At 43.1% G+C, this 17,543-nt stretch carries 10 protein-coding genes; 7 read left to right on the forward strand and 3 right to left on the reverse strand.

Annotation, left to right across the window (positions count from 1 at the left end):
• The first annotated feature begins 81 nt into the window (after positions 1 to 81).
• Complete coding sequence (locus BM375_RS08300; protein WP_093365164.1) at positions 82 to 3,252, forward strand: efflux RND transporter permease subunit; 3,171 nt, start codon at positions 82 to 84, stop codon at positions 3,250 to 3,252.
• A 47-nt stretch (positions 3,253 to 3,299) separates the two neighbouring features.
• Here the strand turns inward: BM375_RS08300 and BM375_RS08305 are convergent, their stop codons facing one another.
• On the reverse strand, positions 3,300 to 4,007 hold the full coding sequence (locus BM375_RS08305) for a class I SAM-dependent methyltransferase (protein WP_170852623.1): 708 nt from the start codon (positions 4,005 to 4,007) through the stop codon (positions 3,300 to 3,302).
• A 54-nt stretch (positions 4,008 to 4,061) separates the two neighbouring features.
• On the opposite strand from BM375_RS08305, the gene BM375_RS08310 reads away from it, so the two are divergent.
• From BM375_RS08310 to BM375_RS08335, 6 genes are all read left to right on the forward strand, one after another.
• Positions 4,062 to 4,895 carry an MBL fold metallo-hydrolase gene (locus BM375_RS08310; protein ID WP_093365167.1) on the forward strand — a complete coding sequence of 278 codons (834 nt, stop codon included), beginning with the start codon at positions 4,062 to 4,064 and terminating at the stop codon, positions 4,893 to 4,895.
• Between the two features lie 135 nt (positions 4,896 to 5,030).
• Entirely contained in the window at positions 5,031 to 5,606 is a 576-nt protein-coding gene (locus BM375_RS08315) for an RNA polymerase sigma factor (RefSeq protein WP_093365169.1), read from the forward strand.
• A gap of 66 nt (positions 5,607 to 5,672) precedes the next feature.
• A complete protein-coding gene (locus tag BM375_RS08320) occupies positions 5,673 to 6,635 on the forward strand; it encodes a FecR family protein (RefSeq protein ID WP_093365170.1) in 963 nt (320 codons plus the stop codon).
• Positions 6,632 to 9,988 carry a SusC/RagA family TonB-linked outer membrane protein gene (locus BM375_RS08325; RefSeq protein ID WP_093365172.1) on the forward strand — a complete coding sequence of 1,119 codons (3,357 nt, stop codon included), beginning with the start codon at positions 6,632 to 6,634 and terminating at the stop codon, positions 9,986 to 9,988. The genes BM375_RS08320 and BM375_RS08325 overlap by 4 nt, the downstream gene beginning before the upstream one ends.
• A 20-nt stretch (positions 9,989 to 10,008) precedes the next feature.
• Positions 10,009 to 11,526, forward strand: coding sequence for a SusD/RagB family nutrient-binding outer membrane lipoprotein (locus BM375_RS08330; protein WP_244525853.1), 1,518 nt, complete (start codon positions 10,009 to 10,011; stop codon positions 11,524 to 11,526).
• A 164-nt stretch (positions 11,527 to 11,690) separates the two neighbouring features.
• Positions 11,691 to 14,147 carry a phosphocholine-specific phospholipase C gene (locus tag BM375_RS08335; protein WP_093365412.1) on the forward strand — a complete coding sequence of 819 codons (2,457 nt, stop codon included), beginning with the start codon at positions 11,691 to 11,693 and terminating at the stop codon, positions 14,145 to 14,147.
• 232 nt (positions 14,148 to 14,379) lie between these two features.
• Here BM375_RS08335 and BM375_RS08340 read toward each other — a convergent pair whose 3' ends face one another.
• Together BM375_RS08340 and BM375_RS08345 are read right to left on the reverse strand one after the other, a co-directional pair.
• Positions 14,380 to 15,756, reverse strand: coding sequence for an OmpA family protein (locus BM375_RS08340; RefSeq protein WP_244525854.1), 1,377 nt, complete (start codon positions 15,754 to 15,756; stop codon positions 14,380 to 14,382).
• A gap of 752 nt (positions 15,757 to 16,508) precedes the next feature.
• The gene (locus BM375_RS08345; RefSeq protein ID WP_093365176.1) at positions 16,509 to 17,519 is read right to left on the reverse strand and encodes a PorP/SprF family type IX secretion system membrane protein; all 1,011 of its coding nucleotides are present in this window, start codon (positions 17,517 to 17,519) and stop codon (positions 16,509 to 16,511) included.
• Between the last annotated feature and the right edge of the window lie 24 nt (positions 17,520 to 17,543).

Consider the following 17,543-nt stretch of genomic DNA (forward strand, 5'->3'; position numbering starts at 1 on the left):
GTTGTGAAATTGCGAAGGATGAAAACATCTTCCATACGCAAATCTCACATCACATATCTAATATCTCAATAATAAACAAAAATGATATCAGAAGTATTTATAAGAAGGCCCGTCACGGCAATCGTTATCTCGATTCTCATCTTGATTATCGGTACGATTTCCATTATGACATTGCCGATTAGCCAGTACCCTTCTATTGCGCCACCGACAGTAAGTGTTACGGCCAACTATACAGGGGCTGATGCGCAGACAGTCGAGCAGACTGTTACCACACCTATTGAGAGTCAAATCAACGGTACGCCCGGGATGATCTATATGTCTTCGAACAGTACATCCAATGGTCAATCGAGCATCACCGTAACATTCGAAGTTGGTACAGACATCGACATTGCCACTTTGGATGTGCAAAACCGCGTAGGCATTGCCGAACCCGCCCTTCCAGAAGCAGTAAGGCGCTTAGGAGTGACCACACGTAAAGCCAATACAGACATCTTGATGTTAGTATCACTAGTTTCTCCCAACGGCACACGCGACGATAAATTTTTAGCCAATTACGCCAACCTATATCTTAAAGATGCAATTATGCGTGTTAAAGGTGTGGGCGATGTAACGGCTTTTGGTCAACCATTCTCCATGCGTGTGTGGTTAGATGCCAACAAGCTGACAGCTTTGAACCTTACCCCGGCAGATGTATCTTCTGCAATCGCAGAGCAAAACTTAAGAATGCCCGGTGGTTCCGTAGGTGCTCCTCCGCAATATAATTCACAGGTATTTGAATATCCGGTTATTACGGACTCCGATCTTTCCGAAGTAGAAGATTTTGAAGAAATCATTATCAAATCCAACACAGATGGTTCTATTGTGCAGCTAAAAGATGTTGCCCGTGTAGAATTAGGACAGTTTAACTATGCAACAACCACACGTGTAAACGGCATGCGTTCGACAGGTATGATGATCGCACAGACTCCTGGAGGAAACGCAGTAGAAACAGCGGAAGGTATATATGCGGCATTGGAAAACCTAAAAAAGTCCTTCCCAGAAGATGTTGACTATGTAGTTGGTTACGAAACAGTTTCCGTAGTACACGCTTCTATTGAATCTGTTATCCACACGTTGGTAGAAGCCTTACTTTTGGTAACTTTCGTCGTATTTTTCTTCTTACAATCATGGCGAGCCACGCTTATCCCTGTATTAGCGATTCCGGTTTCTATTGTAGGTACATTTATATTCTTTACCCTCTTCGGGTTTTCCATCAACAATTTAACCCTATTGGCCTTCGTTTTGGCTATCGGTATTGTGGTGGATGATGCCATCGTTGTGGTTGAGGCCGTGCAGCATTATATCGATCATTATAAGTTATCCGCCAGAGAAGCAACCATCCGCGCAATGCGTGATATTACAGCACCGGTTATTGCCATCGCCCTAATCTTGGCCGCAGTATTCGTTCCGGTTGGTTTCATTCCGGGTATGGTGGGTAAACTGTACCAACAGTTTGCCATAACCATCGCGGTATCCGTATTAATTTCAGCATTTGTAGCGCTATCACTTACCCCGGCACTTTGTTCCTTACTGTTAAAACCTACAGCGGTCAATGCCGAAGCAAAAGGCTTAAATAAGTTCTTCTACAAATTCAATCAATGGTTTGCCAAAGTCACGAATAAATATTCCAATGGTGTGCGTACGACTATCCGCAGAGCACCGCTGGCTTTGATTATATTAATCTGTATCTTTGTCGGAACGGGCTACATGTTCAACATAAAACCTACGGGATTCATTCCTACCGAAGATAACGGGATGTTCTTTGCCGGAGTTACTTTACCTGAGGGAGCTTCTGCTTCAAGAACAGCAGAAGTACTAGACGAACTTGAAGCTGATCTGCGAAAGGATTTCCCTGAAATCAACCATATTACCCTCATCTCAGGGATTAATATCTTGAACAGGTCGTTCAAATCCAATGGTGCGACGTTATTCGTCTCCTTACACCCTTGGAAAGAGCGTACACGCACAGCCGCACAAATCACAGGTGCCATTATGGGCAAATACGCGGCTTATAACAAAGCCCGTATATTGGCTGTAACACCACCAGCAATTCCTGGTCTGGGGACATCAGGAGGTTTCTCCATGATGGTTCAAGATCACCAAACGGTGGATATCAAACAATTTGAAGCGGTAGTTGGTCAGTTCTTAGCTGCAGCGAACCAACGTCCAGAAATCGGTATGGCTTATACCTTGTTTAACTCAAATTCACCCAACTTTAAAATATCGGTGAATAGAGAACAAGCTAAGAAAATGTCTGTACCTGTATCTTCAGTATACAGCACACTATCGGCTTATTTAGGTTCAGCTTATATCAATGACTTTACCAAATATGGACGTAATTTCCGTGTCGTTACACAAGCGGATCAGGATTTCCGTATGAATATTGAAGATATCAATAAATTGTATGTGAAAAACCTACAAGGAGCCTCTATTCCGATGGGAAGCTTGGTAAGCTGGGAATTGGTACAGAATCCTTCCATTATCAATCACTATAATATCTTCCGTAGTATCGAAGTCAGCGGTTCAGCTGCTCCTGGATATAGTTCGGGGGATGCGCTGCGAGCCTTGGAAGAAGTGGCTGCCCAAACTTTGCCAAATGGGTATGGATATGAATTCTCGGGATTATCCTTACAGGAGAAACAATCAGGCAACATGACGATTATGATCTTTGCCCTCTGTATTGTTTTCGTTTTCTTGCTATTGGCATCGCTATATGAAAGTTGGTCCGTACCGTTTTCTATTCTTTTGTCTGTGCCGATCGGTATCTTTGGAGCTATCCTTACGCTCCTATTTATTCCGGCATTAGATAACAACATCTATGCACAGATTGGTTTGGTAACCATCATTGGTTTGGCGGCGAAAAACGCTATCCTGATCGTAGAGTTTGCAAAAGAACGGGTAGATATTGGTATGCCACTATTAGATGCAACTCTGGATGCCGTAAAGCTAAGGTTACGACCAATTATCATGACCTCTTTTGCGTTTATTCTGGGAATTATCCCATTGATGTTATCCACAGGAGCAGGTGCTTTCTCCAGACAGACCATCGGCTGGACCGTATTCGGGGGGATGACTGCTGCAACATTATTAGGAATTTTCATTATTCCGGTATTGTTCTATGTCATCACCAGAATGGCTTACGGCAAGAAAAAGCTTGCTGAGCTAGAAGCCAACTTCGATGAGGAAAAAGCGAAAAACTTAAGTGCACACTAAACAACAATAATAAAAAAGCCCCCTCGGTATACCGAGGGGACTTTTTTTTATTTAAAAGCTACGAATGAAGCAAAACACAAGTTCTTGTGGAGCACATCCACTGTTTCAAAGCCTACTCTTTCCAATAGTTGCAGTTGGTAGACTAAGCTTCTCGGCGAATCTTCCTTAGCAATATAAGCAAATACAGCATCCCGATACTGTTCATCTTTTAAACTTACCAAATACTTACCATACAAATCGGTGTAGATATAATTCTGAAGCGAAACAGTGTGCTGCTCCACCAAATCAAAAATCCAAAGACTCCCCCCTGGTTTCAGTAACCGATAAAGTCTGCTGAAAGCACTTTCCCAATCATCGTCATCACGCAGGTGGTGCAGTACCGCCGTAGCAATAATCACATCAAATTTTTCATTATCCAAGGCTACCGTCCTAAAATCACCTTTTACTGCACGGACATTTCCCTTCGTAACTGCACCGAGACGTTCTAGAGCTTTATCCAACATCGGTTGACTTAAATCAACCAACGTCACGGCGATATCCGACATTTTTTGCGCAAGCTTTACCGGGTAGTTCCCAGCACCACATCCAATATCTAATACAGCAATAGGTGATGAATAATGCCTTGCAATGCCCTCGGTCATCAGTTCCATATTCCATGCCGCATCCAGGGTAGTTTGTTGTCCGGTATTCAGGTTGGAAAAACGATCTACATCCTTGTCAAAACGTTCTTCAATTTCTTTTAATGTTGATTTCATTTTAATTCCATAACTCCAATCTCTTTCCTAACTTTATGACAAAATACAATAATTATGAAACTTTATACCATAGATACAGGATTTTTTAAGCTTGACGGTGGCGCTATGTTTGGCGTAGTTCCCAAATCCATTTGGCAACGCACGAATCCTGCCGATGAAAAAAACCTCTGTACATGGGCAAACCGTTTACTACTTATTGAAGATGGCAAAAGGCTTACTTTGGTAGATACCGCTATTGGTGACAAGCAAGACGACAAATTCTTTAGCCATTATTATATGCATGGAGATGATACATTGGATAAATCTCTGGCCAAATATGGATTTAATAAAGATGATATTACTGATGTCATTTTAACGCATTTGCATTTTGACCATTGTGGCGGAGCAATCGTTAGAGACGGAGAAAAACTCTTACCTGCTTTCAAAAATGCAAATTATTGGAGCAATGCAAAGCATTGGAATTGGGCAGTAAATCCCAACCCACGTGAAAAAGCATCCTTCCTAAAGGAAAACATTCTTCCAATACAGGAAAGCGGACAATTACAGTTTCTTGAAGAAGGCGAAAAATACGACACCGACATTGCTATACGCTATGCCCACGGACATACGGAAGCTATGATGCTACCACAGATTCAGTACAAAGGGAAGACCATCCTCTATATGGCAGATTTGTTACCCTCCATCGGGCATATTCCTCTTCCTTATGTGATGAGCTACGACGTTCGTCCTTTGGTTACGATGGATGAAAGGCAAAATTACTGGCAGGAAATTGTAGATAATGAGTACATTCTCTTCTTGGAACATGACCCTGTCAATCCTTGCTGTACCTTACAACACACGGAGAAAGGCATCCGTTTGAAAGAGACTTTCCGACTGGAAGATATTTAACTCCATCAACATCTTTTTTAATTACTTCACAAAAACTTAATCTGGCTTTTTTTAGGAATGCCAATTACTTTTAATAATATTGTACCGTAATCACCTAACAGCAACTAACGAAATCGCAAAAAGCTTAAAGGAATTATGGAAGAGATATGGCTAAAATTGAGGAAGGGAGATACCGAAGCTTTTCGGGTATTTTTCTATTCGCACAAAGATGCTATCTATAAGTATGCTTTTTTACACCTCAAGGACGAAGAACTAGCCGCAGATATTGTACAGGAAGTATTTCTTAAATTCTGGAATAAAGTCAAGAGTATAGACCCCCATCAAAATATACGAGCCTATCTCTATACCATCACCAAACACACCGTATTAGAAGAACTACGTAAAAAGGCTTTGTTCTCTAATTTTATAAATCATACCCAATATCAACACACTGAAGGCTCAAACAGTAACGAAGAACAACAAGCATTTCAGGAATTACAGACCATTTATCATCAAGCTATCTCATCCCTTCCAGAAAAAAGAAAGGAAATCTATCAACTTAGCAAATTAGAAAACCGTTCCAATCAGGAAATTGCAGAACATCTTTCCATTTCCCCCAATACCGTACGCGATCAATTGGTAAAGGCTCATAAATCTGTAAAAACATATATCCTTTCCATGTCCAATTATATCCTCCCTCTTCTTCTTATCATTAAAAAAATATTTTTTTAATCCACGCATCGTCTTTTCCCTTCGTGAGTTAGTATATATAATAAAGCACAAGGCTAACACACGTAAATGCGAAAAGAAGAATTTAAAATTTTATACCAAAAATATCTTATTGGTGCATGTACTGCTGAAGAATTGCAGAAGTTAAAACAATTTTTCGCTCAATTGCAGGATACTGATGATCTGGAAGATGTAGAAATCTTAATTGAGAAAGATCAACGTCATATCATACTACCTTCGGATAAATCCAGTGATATTTTGGAAAATATCCTGACATCTACACATCCAAAACGTAAAACGGTGAGCATCTATACATATTTAAGGTATACTGTTGCTGCTGCCAGCATATTTATCGCGGGTTTTCTTTTCTTCAAAAAGCAGGAGCAGGAGACAGTTCCTTCTTCACCCCATGTTGTGTTCAAGAACGACAGCAATCATCTAAAGAAGGTTTTGCTACAGGATGGAACCACAGTTTATATCAAACCTAATAGCCAGATTACCCAAACTACTAATTTCGAAACAGACACTCTCCGAGAGCTTCATTTGTCAGGCGAGGCATTTTTTGCAATTGCGCACAATGCAGAAAAAGCTTTCATCGTACAAGCTGACAATGATGTTTCTGTACGCGTATTAGGAACAAGGTTTAATTTGAAATCAACCAAAGAAGAACAAGAAGTCGTCCTTACCCAAGGAGCCGTGGCATTAAGCCGAGATAAGGAAAACGTCATCCTCAAACCGGCAGAACGTGCAGTATATTCCAAGGAACACCAAGCATTTGAAACGGCTGTGGTCGATACCTTACAATACATCGCTTGGAAAGACAACCAAATGTACTTCTCAGATACAAAACTTGCACAAGTCATTCACCAATTAAATAAAAATTATGCGTATGAAACACAAAAACTAACCGTTCCCAAAGCGGCAGGCAACTTGGAGTTTACAGGCTATCTGCCTACAAACAATTTGGACAAATGCGTAACGATTTTAAACAAAACATTTGCTAACCACCATATTATCATCACAAAAAAATGAAAAAACAATCATTAACTTGGGTGCTGGCCCTAGCTCTCTGTACCGGAACATTAAGTTTCGATACTGTTAAAGCCAAATCACTGAACCTTGACCAGGACAAAAACATCACCGAGCTTCTCAAGCAACTAGAGAACCGTTTTGATGTACGATTCAACTATGAATCAGGATTAAAAAACCTCAAAATCAAGAACAATTTTGATATCAAAAACCTACGTAAAGGCGATATTGAAAGCTTCGTAAAAGAGGTTACTTTAAATCAAATCGTTATTGAAAAAGTTGGGAATAACGCTTATGTTATCCAAAAACCAACAGCTGCATCTGTTAATCAAGCAAGCACACTTGTCAACACGATTAGCAATACTGTTCAGCAGACCCTATCGGGAACAGTGATCGATGCAAACACCAATACACCACTTTCCGGTGTAACCGTTCGCGTGAAAGGCGGAAGTCAATCTACACAGACAGATGCAAACGGTAGATTTTTCTTTGAGGGAGTTCCGAGCAACGTTACACTTATTATCTCCAGTGTAGGATATAACGTGGTAGAAATTGCCGCTTCTAATAATCAAACCATCCGATTAACTGCAGATGATCAATCTTTAGAGGAAGTTGTCGTAACAGCCTTGGGTATAAAACGTGAGCAGAAAGCCTTGGGTTATGCCGTACAGGATATCAAAGGCGACCAGTTACAAAAGGTAAAAGGTGTGGATATAGGAACTACCCTAACCGGACGTATCTCCGGTATGCGCGTTACCAACAGTACAGAGTTTAACCGTATGCCTACCATCCAATTACGAGGTATGAACCCTATTTTGGTTATTGATGGTATTGCCTATGAAAATATGGATCTAAGAGATATTCCTGTAGACAATATCGAAGATATCACGGTTCTAAAAGGAGCTACAGCAACTGCATTATATGGAAGTATGGGAGCTGGTGGTGCCGTTATGGTAACTACCAAAAAAGGACTACAGCAAAAAGGTGTTGAAATAGCCGTAAGTTCCAATAACATGTTCTTCTCTGGCTATTTGGCATTGCCCGAGGTACAATCCTCGTACTCTGCCGGTTATGGCGGTAAATACAATACCGATGATGAGGTTTGGGGAGACAAATTGGATATCGGCCGGATATATTCGCAATGGAACCCACTTACCAAACAAATGGAGGATAGCGAATTGACTTCTAAAGGAAAAAACAACTTCCAGAACTTTTTAGAACCTGGCTTTATTTCTAATAACTCGGTTAGTTTCACCAATCAAGGTGAGAACGGAAGTATCCGCACATCAATAAGCCATATTTACAATAAAGGGCAATATCCGAACACTAAACTGAATATGACCAATATTTCTGTGTCTGGCGAGACCAAAATATCGGACAAAATCAGTCTAGAAAGCCGCTTTGGTTATAATCGTCGATATGCACCAAACGATTTCGGCGCTGGTTATAACGATCAAGGATATATCTATAATATCTTGGTGTGGACAGGTCCCGAATATGACCTTACACAATACAAAGACTATTGGTTGGTGCCAAATGAAAGCCAAAACTGGCATTACAGAGCTTGGTATGACAACCCTTACCTATCCGCACATGAAAAGCTTAGTTCAGATTTAGTGAATAAACTGAATGCTGCAGTAACATTAAACTATCAAGTGACCGACTGGGGTAAATTCATGTTGCGCAGTGGTTATGACTATTATGGAAACACTCGTGAGCAAACGAATCCAATGGGTATCTATGGTACGCGTGGAGGTTACAGCGGCTACCACAATCGAGGAAAATACTGGACACAAAAAACTGATGGGTTCGGTACCACAAACGACTTAATCTTTACAGTGAATAAGGATTTTGGCGATTTCACCATTGATGGACTTGCCGGTGGTGCTATTTTCTATCGCAGAGATAATAATATCACTGCTTCTACAGTCAACGGTATCTCTATTCCAGGTTTCTTCTCATTACGCAACTCTGTGGATCCTATCACGACCTCAGAATCAAAAACGAAAGAGATGGTTAATAGCGTCTACGGTCGTCTATCTTTATCATGGAGAAATGCCATATTTGTTGAAGCAACCGGACGTAACGATTGGACTTCTGCATTACCAAAAGAAACAAGATCTTACTTTTACCCATCTGTATCCGGAAGTGTAGTTGTTTCGGATTTAGTTAAAGATATCAAACCAACTTGGGTATCCATGTTTAAAGTTAGAGGTTCTTGGGCTGTTACAAAATCTGTTCCTAGTCCTTATGAGATCAGACAAAATTTTGGTGTCAATTCTAATGTTTGGGATGGTATGACCACAGCGTCTTACCCGAACTCCATCAAAGATTTTTCCATCTCCCCTACACAAAGGGATTTAACGGAAGTTGGTGTTGATATATCTTTATTCAACAACAGACTTTACGGTAACTATACTCGCTACTATAGATTACTACATAACGTAACAACCTATGCAACGATTTCTTCAGCAACAGGTTTTTCTTCTCGTCTGATTAATACAGGCGAGCAAACGATGACCAAAGGTCATGAGATTACAATTGGTGGTACAGCGATGAAAAAAAATGACTTCCAATGGGATATCATCAGTAACCTTTCTCAAAATTTAAGCTATTACCACAAGCTTGATCCAGAATATTCGGAAGATGCACTATATGTAAAAGTTGGTGAAAGAACAGACCACTACGTCACCCGAGATTGGGAACGTACCCCTGATGGTGCTATCATACACAATACTGCCGGTATGCCTATCAGTGCTGTACACGCTTCCCGTCTATTTGGATACTCCGCACCTAAATGGTTCTGGGGATTGACCAATCAATTCCAATACAAAGATTTCAGCCTATCCTTCAGCTTCGATGGGCGCATAAAAGGCCTTTCATATTCCAATATGAATGCCCGTTTATGGCAAACAGGTGCTCATCCTGACTCCGACACAAAAGAAAGATATGAGGAAGTGGTGAACGGCAATCGTACCTTTATTGGGCAAGGGGTAAAAATTGTATCAGGTTCAGTGTCCTACGACAAATATGGTCAGATTGTATCGGATGACCGCGTATTTGCTGCAAACGACCAAGTCGTTTCTTATGAAAACTATTGGAAAAGAGCTTATTCCGGAACAAGGAATATCTGGGATGAAACCTTTATTAAACTACGAGAAGTCTCACTAAGCTACAATGTGCCTGCAGACATTGCTTCGAAACTTAAAGCCAAGAGAGCAAATATCGGTGTAACTGGCCAGAATCTATTCTTATGGACCAAAGAGTATAAATTCTCTGATCCAGATAATGGTTCAGAAGATTTGAACTCACCTTCTATGCGTTACCTTGGTTTTAACCTTAGTCTTAGTTTTTAACCTTTAAGATGGATTACAAAATGAAAAAAATATTCACATATCTATTAATCGGACTTGTTGGTACGACAACCTCGTGTTCAAAGTTTGAAGAAATCAATACCAATCCCGAAGCTACTGAGAAGGTAACTTCACAGATGATCGCCACAAGGATTATTTTAAATCTAGCAAACCAACCTACCCAAAAAGGCTTCTTACAGCCTTATATGCTGAACAAGAATATTGTATGGACAGAGTTTGTAGAGTCCTATCAATACAATGGATTCGGTGCCGGTGCGCTTAGTTTTACTGCTATTAATGATGCGCATTTTATGCCTGAGTTTGCCGGAACAGAAGGTTTAGCAAAATCATATGAAGGCTTGATGTACTTTGCCCGTGGAGTAAAATTCTTTGAAGCGACAATGGATTTAGGAGATATTCCATATACCGATGCACTCAAAGGAGAATCCGACAAGCAATACTTCCCAAAATATGATAACCAAAAAGATGTATTTATCGGGATTCTGAACGAATTGGAACTTGCAGACAAAGCTTTTGCGGAAGGAGACAATTTTACTGGAGATCCCATATACGGAGGAAATACCACAAAATGGCGTAAATTAGTCAATAGCTACGCCCTTCATGTACTTATACAACTTAGTATGAAGGAAGCTGATGCCGACCTGAGTGTCAAAGGGCGTTTCCAGCAAATATTAGCAAATAAACCTATTTTCACATCTAATGCAGACAATTATCAGTTGGTTCGTTCCGATAAAAATGGTCAGCAATATCCTTTTTATAAAGTAGGGAACAACTTTACCATCTACCCTACCATGTCTTCTGAAATTGTCGATCGTTTAAAAGACCGTAGTGACCGTCGTTTGTTTTATTACGGAGCACCTTCTCCAGTAAAACTAAATAGTGGCCATACGCAATCAGACTTCACGGCTTATGTAGGTATAGATCCTTCCATGATATACGATGATATTCTGCATACGAAGAACTCAAATGATTACTCTAAGCTAAACGATCGCTATACTGAGATTGCAACCGGGGAACCCACACAACAGCTTTCTTATTCCCAATTGTGCTTTATTATTGCGGAAGCTGCTGTGAGAGGCTGGATAAATGAATCTGCTATTGAATGGCACAAAAAAGGTGTAGAAGCATCCATGCAGTTTATCTTTGACAACACACCGAATACGGAACAGTTCCACCATGGCATGCCTTTGGATGCAGCTTATGTAAGCACATATGTCAGTGGATTAACTTTACCTGCCGGTACAGAAGCTCAGATCGAGGAAATCATTACGCAGAAATATTTAGCAAGCTTTCTTCAGTCTGAATTCCATACATACTATGATTATAGAAGAACCGGATATCCGAAATGGAAAATCAACCCAGCGACTAGCTTAAATTCAGAAGCACCTTCTAAGATGCCGGTACGTTGGCGTTATCCTGCTACGGAATTCAGCTTCAATACGGAAAATGTGGACGCTGCTGTTTCAAGACAATTCGGTGGTATCGATGATATCAACCAGTTGATGTGGATTTTGAAATAATTTTGTATATTGTAAGGTACAAACAGAAAAGTTTTTATATAACATAAGCTTTCCCTATTGTCATCCCGACTTTGGAAGAATCTGGAAACCAAGTAAACAGATCCTTCCTTCGTCAGGATGACAAATTTGTTTTAAACCAAAACAGCTTCTTTAATAAAAATACCATGGATAGTAGAAGAGACTTCATAAAAAAAGCCGGATTACTTGCCGGTTCCTTTGGGCTATTTCAATCATTGCCCCAATCCATCCAAGCAGCTTTACAAATCGACCCTACAGATGGCTCGACCTATCTGGATGCAGAACATGTCGTAATGGTCATGCAGGAGAATCGATCATTTGACCATAGCTTTGGGGCATTAAAAGGTGTTCGCGGATTTAATGATCCTCGAGCCATACGTTTACGCAATGGTAGACCGGTATGGTTGCAATCTTATGCAAATGGTGACACTTATGCACCTTTTCGTCTGGATATCAAAAACTCCAATGCAGCATGGACACGTGATCTTCCCCATTCCTGGGAAAACCAAATTGGAGCATGGAACAAGGGAAATTTCGACAACTGGCTGGAATCCAAACGATCGGGTAACAAGCTATATCGGGATATCCCCTTAACCCTGGGGTATTATACACGCGAAGATATTCCCTTCTACTATGCTTTTGCAGATGCCTTTACGATTTGTGACCAGCATTTCTGTTCTTCCATTACTGGAACGACAACCAATCGCCATTACTTCTGGACAGGGAAATGCACACCTTTAAAAGGAGATAAACCTTTGGTCCGCAATTCCGATATTTACTTCAACCGAGAGGCTTCCTGGCGAACATTTCCAGAACTGTTGGAACAAAACAACATCAGTTGGAAAGTCTACCAAAATGAAATTAGCCTACAAAATGAACTATCGGGCCCTCGTGAAAGCTGGTTGGGGAATTTTACAGACAATAACTTAGAATGGTTCTCACAATACCAAGTGAGGTATAAAAAAAGCCACGTAGATTTCTATAGTAAACGGATTCAAGAGTTACCTTATGAAATCCAACAGATAGAAGAAGAGCTTGGTAATAAAAACGATCAAAAACTCAAACAAACGTTACAACAGAAAGAGCAGCAATTAGCCAGCTACAAAAAGGAGTTGGAAACTTATAATGATGAGAATTTCCAGAAATTAGACAAATTTACGCAAGCTTTACATCAACGCGCTTTCCAGACCAACGAAGGCGACCCTGACTATCATCAGACTGAAGAAGTTGAAATGGACGGAATCAACATCACCGTACCCAAGGGCGATGTACTCCATCAATTCCGTGAAGATGTGAAAAATGGCCAGCTCCCTACAGTTTCCTGGCTTTGTGCTCCGCAGAATTTTTCTGACCACCCAAGTGCGCCCATGTATGGCGCTTGGTATATATCCGAAATCTTAAATATCCTGACCGAGAATCCCGAAGTCTGGAAAAAAACAATTTTCATACTGAACTATGACGAAAATGATGGTTATTTCGACCATATCCCACCTTTTGTCGCGCCAAAACCTGGCGATAGCACTACAGGAAAAACCAGTGAAGATTTGGATTGTAGTACAGAATACGTTACTAGGGAACAAGAACTGACCTACGGTATTGAGGAAAAATATGCGACAGAAGGCCCTGTAGGATTAGGTTATCGTGTTCCGTTGATTATTGCTTCACCTTGGACACGAGGTGGTTGGGTGAACTCTGAGATTTGCGATATTACTTCGACCATTCAGTTTATCGAGCATTTCCTGAATAAAAAGTATAAACTCAATATTCAAGAAGATAATATCAGCAGTTGGCGCAGAGCCATAACGGGTGATTTGACATCTGCTTTCAGACCTTTCCAAAAAGAGAAACAACCACTTCCTACCTTCTTGGATAGAAACGAACAAGTGGCTTTTATCAATAAGGCTAAAGACAAACCGGCTCCCAATGGACAAAAATTGTTGGATAGCACTACCATACAAGCTATCAGCAAAGGATATAGAAGCCCAGAACTTCCGCAGCAAGAAAAAGGAACAAAGCCTTCTAACGCTTTATGCTACGAACTGTATGTGGATGAAGAAACAACGGCAGAGCAACTCCGTATATACTTCTCTGCATCAAAACAGCTTTTCGGTGATAAAGCTCTAGGTGGTGCATTCAATGCTTTTGCCTATGGTTACAAACACGAAAAAGCCAATTGGTCCTTTGCGATGTCTGCCGGAAAGACTATAGATTATCACTGGCGTTTAGATGATTTTGAAGGTGATGATTATGCCTTAGCCATACATGGGCCAAATGGTTACTATCGCTATTTTGCCGGGCAGAAAGGCCCGCAACCTGTTATTATTCAACAACGCTACGACTTTCGTACAGAAGAGGTAATTTTTGAAATCAGCAATAAATTGGAAACCAACCTTTCGTTGAACATTTATGATCGCTATACACAGAAAAAGAAATCAGTTGTATTTAAGGCTAACTCCACCAAGGTTGTCAAAACAGGTACCAAATCTTTCCAGCGTTGGTATGATCTGGAGTTAAGTGTAGCAGGTTCGAACTATAGCAGAAGGTATTCCGGTCGTATAGAAAATGGTAAAGATAGTATCACTGATCCTTTGATGGGTAGTTAATAAGTGGTAAAAAAACAAACGTCCCATGCCGGGGAGGCAAGGGAACGTTCTACCTATGAAAAAATACCTATTATGGTATTATGAAAAAAAAATTTAATAACTTATCAGGCTACTTTTTAATAAGTAACGAGCAAAGATAAGAAATATTGTTAAAAATTGCAATTGATATCCAAGAATTAGTATTAAGTCGTCAATGAGTAGCCATTCCTGACAACTGTTCATTGACGACTAGTTAAAACTCCAGAACCTCGACCTCCGTTCTCCGGTTGGCCTGGTGTTCCTCGATCGTACATGGGACACCGTCCTTACATCTGTTCACCAATCTTGTCTCTCCATAACCCTTCGCTACCAATCTATCACGCGATATACCGCGGCTGACCAGATAGTCTACAGCGGACTGTGCACGACGCTGCGACAGCCCCTCGTTGTACCTGTGCGTACCCCGGCTGTCCGTATGGCTCGATAGCTCGATCTTCAGCGTTGGGTTGTCTCGCATCGTACGAACCAATTGATCCAGTACCTCCGATGCATCCTTACGGATGTTGTGCTTGTCAAAATCGTAATAGATGTTCTCCAGAACAAACTTATCGCCTACCCTGAAGATGGGCTCCAATCGCAACGTAACGTGCAGCGTTGTATCCCTGGCAGGGTTGATACCCGCTATACTTGCCGAATCCGCATGGAAACCCTGCTTCTCGCCCAGTACCTTATAATCCGTGTTCCTGTCCAAAGTGAAACGGAACTCCGCCTTTCCGTCACTCCTAACCCGGCCTACGATCTGTCTGTTGCCGCTGTACAGCGTAACCGAAGCATCGGGAATAAGTTCCTCCGTCTTCCTGTTCAACGTCAGACCTTCCAGAATGATAATGATCTTCGGCTTGCGGAAACTGTACGAATAGATATCGTCACCACCTGCTCCTCCGGAACGGTTTGACGACAGATACCCGATACTGCCATCCTCATCCTCCTGCAACTGGGCGAATGCAAAGTCGTCGCCTGCAGAGTTGATCGGGAAACGAAGGTTCTCCCTGCCCGTGAAACTGTTCCTTTCTCCCTTCGCACGGAAGATGTCCAGTCCACCCATGCCCGCAAATCCGTTGCTCGAATAGTACAGCTCATCCCCCACTACCGATGGGAACATCTCGTCGCCTGCAGAATTGATCGCTGCACCCGCATTCTGCGGTGCTCCCCAGCTGCCATCGCCCTGAAGCTCCGAGTACCAGATATCAACTCCACCCAGTCCACCGGGCATGTCAGAGGCATAGTACAGCGTACGGCCGTCTCCGCTCAGGGCCGCATGCCCCAACGAATATGCCTGCACATTGTTGTAGGCAAAGTCCTCCTCTTTCCAACTGTTGCCTTCCAATCTGTAGATTTTCAGCTCCAGGTTGTGCTTGCGGAACTTCTGCCCGTTCTCCTTATGCTTTTCGGTATCCTTGCCCGGATACGTACGTGTAACGTAAAGCACATCCTCCGAGGCGTTCGCGATCGCTGGACCTACGTGAAGCTCCGAACCGTTGAAGCTTTCCAGCATCACTGTCGGGTTGGAAAGTCCCCCATCCGCACTCCGCTCAGCGCTGTACACACGAAGGTATGCCTGGCCCGTCATACCGCTGCGCTTGCCGATCACCGTGTTCGGTTCTCCCGCATACAGCACACCGTTGCTTGTCGGGAAAACACCGAAGTTCCCAAGGTCCGTGTTAACAGACTGCTCGTTGCGAAGACGGTGGCCCGTAGGATGTTCCATCCACACCACCGCAGAGTCGGCCCCAGCTATCGCAAGCGTAGCTCTCTCCGAAGAGCCGTACCGCTCCACATAGCGCCCGTACTGTTCCTTCGCCTCTCGGTACTTGCCGTTCTGCTTCAGTACCTCAGCATAGTTCCACAAAGATTCTTCGCTGAAATCGTCCGTACCCACGATACGTGCGTACCAGTTCTCCGCAAGTTCGTAGTCCTTCAGGTAAAGGTAGCTCTCCGCCAGACGCTCCATGTCCGAAGTACGGACTTTCTTTTTGTCCACCAGCTTCTCGTAAAGGCCCGCGGCGTTCGCATACTCGTAACGCTCGAACAGCTGCTCTGCACGGTGGCGCAAGCTCGGCTGTTCCTGCGCATGCAGGCCACCGCTCAGAAGGACCAGCGATAGCCCTATATATGTCAGTTTCTTGTTCATACTTTTGCTTCTTTTTTCCTCTCCCCCGACCCCTCTCCCAAGGAGAGGGGAGTACGGAAAGAATTTCTTTCGTCCCTATTTGTTGTTATCCTCCGCAGGGGATGGAATATTATTGTTGTCCCTAACAGGGCAGATAATGATCCGCCCCTACGTAACCTTTATCACTTTCAACTTTCAACCGACCACTTTGATCAGAAATAACGTGGGCTCAGGATCTGGCGGAATGTCTGCCCGAACGTGATACCAAGCGTAACCTCGTGCGTGCCGTTCTGCAGACCACGCATGCGGTTCAGCATGATGTCGTACGAATAGCCGATACGCAACCTGTCCGTCGCATAGAACTGAGCGATCGCCGTAACAGCGTTCGTCGCGCTCAGCTTGGCAGGGGAACGGTCATAGTACTCCCGGTCGAAGATACGTGCACGTGTGCGGTAACCCCCGCCGATCCAGAATTTGTTGTTGAAGATGAACATCGCGTTCACGTCAAGCGAGGTAGGACCCTTGAAGTCGTCCTTCACCAGCACGCTTGGACGCAGGTGAAGGCCCTCCTCCAGTTCGAAGAGCGCTCCACCGATAACATAGAGGCTCACATTACGGTACAGGCTCTCCAACGTGTTCTCGTTGAACCGGAACTCCTCGTTGCTCGAGGCGTTCGCGAAAAGGTCCTGCACGGAAACACCTGCATACCATTTCGGGTTGTAGTAATACACGCCCAGGCGGATGTCAGGCTTCCAGTTGCTCAGCTTGCCCGATGGGATCACCACATCGCCCGTCTCAACCGCCTGCAGCTTGTTCCCGTCAAGGCCGTACTGCGTAACGCCCACACCAACACCTAGCGACAGGCGCTGCGTGTCCTCATCGTCCAGCTGAAGGCGAAGGGCGTAGTTCGCAAAGATCGAGGTCGCAGACTGCGCACCAAGGCCGTCGGCCGTCACCTGCAGACCGACACCGTGGCGCCGGTTGACCGGGTCAAGGACGCCATCAACCGATACACTCCCCGTTTTGGGGGCTCCGTCCCAGCCCGTCCACTGGCTGCGTAGAGCCATCTGGCCGAACCACTCTTCCTTGTACCCCGTATACGCAGGGTTCACACTGATCGAGTTGAAGATGTACTGCGTGAACTGGATGCTCTGCTGGGCGTAGCTCTTCACCCCGCCCAACAGCAGGAAGCCCAGACTTAGATATTTTATACTTTTTCTCATTTTCTTTTTTATATGATGACACAG

Source organism: Sphingobacterium wenxiniae, from assembly GCF_900116225.1.
Classification (GTDB): domain Bacteria; phylum Bacteroidota; class Bacteroidia; order Sphingobacteriales; family Sphingobacteriaceae; genus Sphingobacterium; species Sphingobacterium wenxiniae.

Coding starts and splice junctions, on each gene's coding strand:
- BM375_RS08300 (WP_093365164.1), top strand. CDS start 82: ATGATATCAGAAGTATTTATAAGAAGGCCCGTCACGGCAATCGTTATC.
- BM375_RS08305 (WP_170852623.1), bottom strand. CDS start 4,007: ATGAAATCAACATTAAAAGAAATTGAAGAACGTTTTGACAAGGATGTA.
- BM375_RS08310 (WP_093365167.1), top strand. CDS start 4,062: ATGAAACTTTATACCATAGATACAGGATTTTTTAAGCTTGACGGTGGC.
- BM375_RS08315 (WP_093365169.1), top strand. CDS start 5,031: ATGGAAGAGATATGGCTAAAATTGAGGAAGGGAGATACCGAAGCTTTT.
- BM375_RS08320 (WP_093365170.1), top strand. CDS start 5,673: ATGCGAAAAGAAGAATTTAAAATTTTATACCAAAAATATCTTATTGGT.
- BM375_RS08325 (WP_093365172.1), top strand. CDS start 6,632: ATGAAAAAACAATCATTAACTTGGGTGCTGGCCCTAGCTCTCTGTACC.
- BM375_RS08330 (WP_244525853.1), top strand. CDS start 10,009: ATGAAAAAAATATTCACATATCTATTAATCGGACTTGTTGGTACGACA.
- BM375_RS08335 (WP_093365412.1), top strand. CDS start 11,691: ATGGATAGTAGAAGAGACTTCATAAAAAAAGCCGGATTACTTGCCGGT.
- BM375_RS08340 (WP_244525854.1), bottom strand. CDS start 15,756: ATGACGGGCCAGGCATACCTTCGTGTGTACAGCGCTGAGCGGAGTGCG.
- BM375_RS08345 (WP_093365176.1), bottom strand. CDS start 17,519: ATGAGAAAAAGTATAAAATATCTAAGTCTGGGCTTCCTGCTGTTGGGC.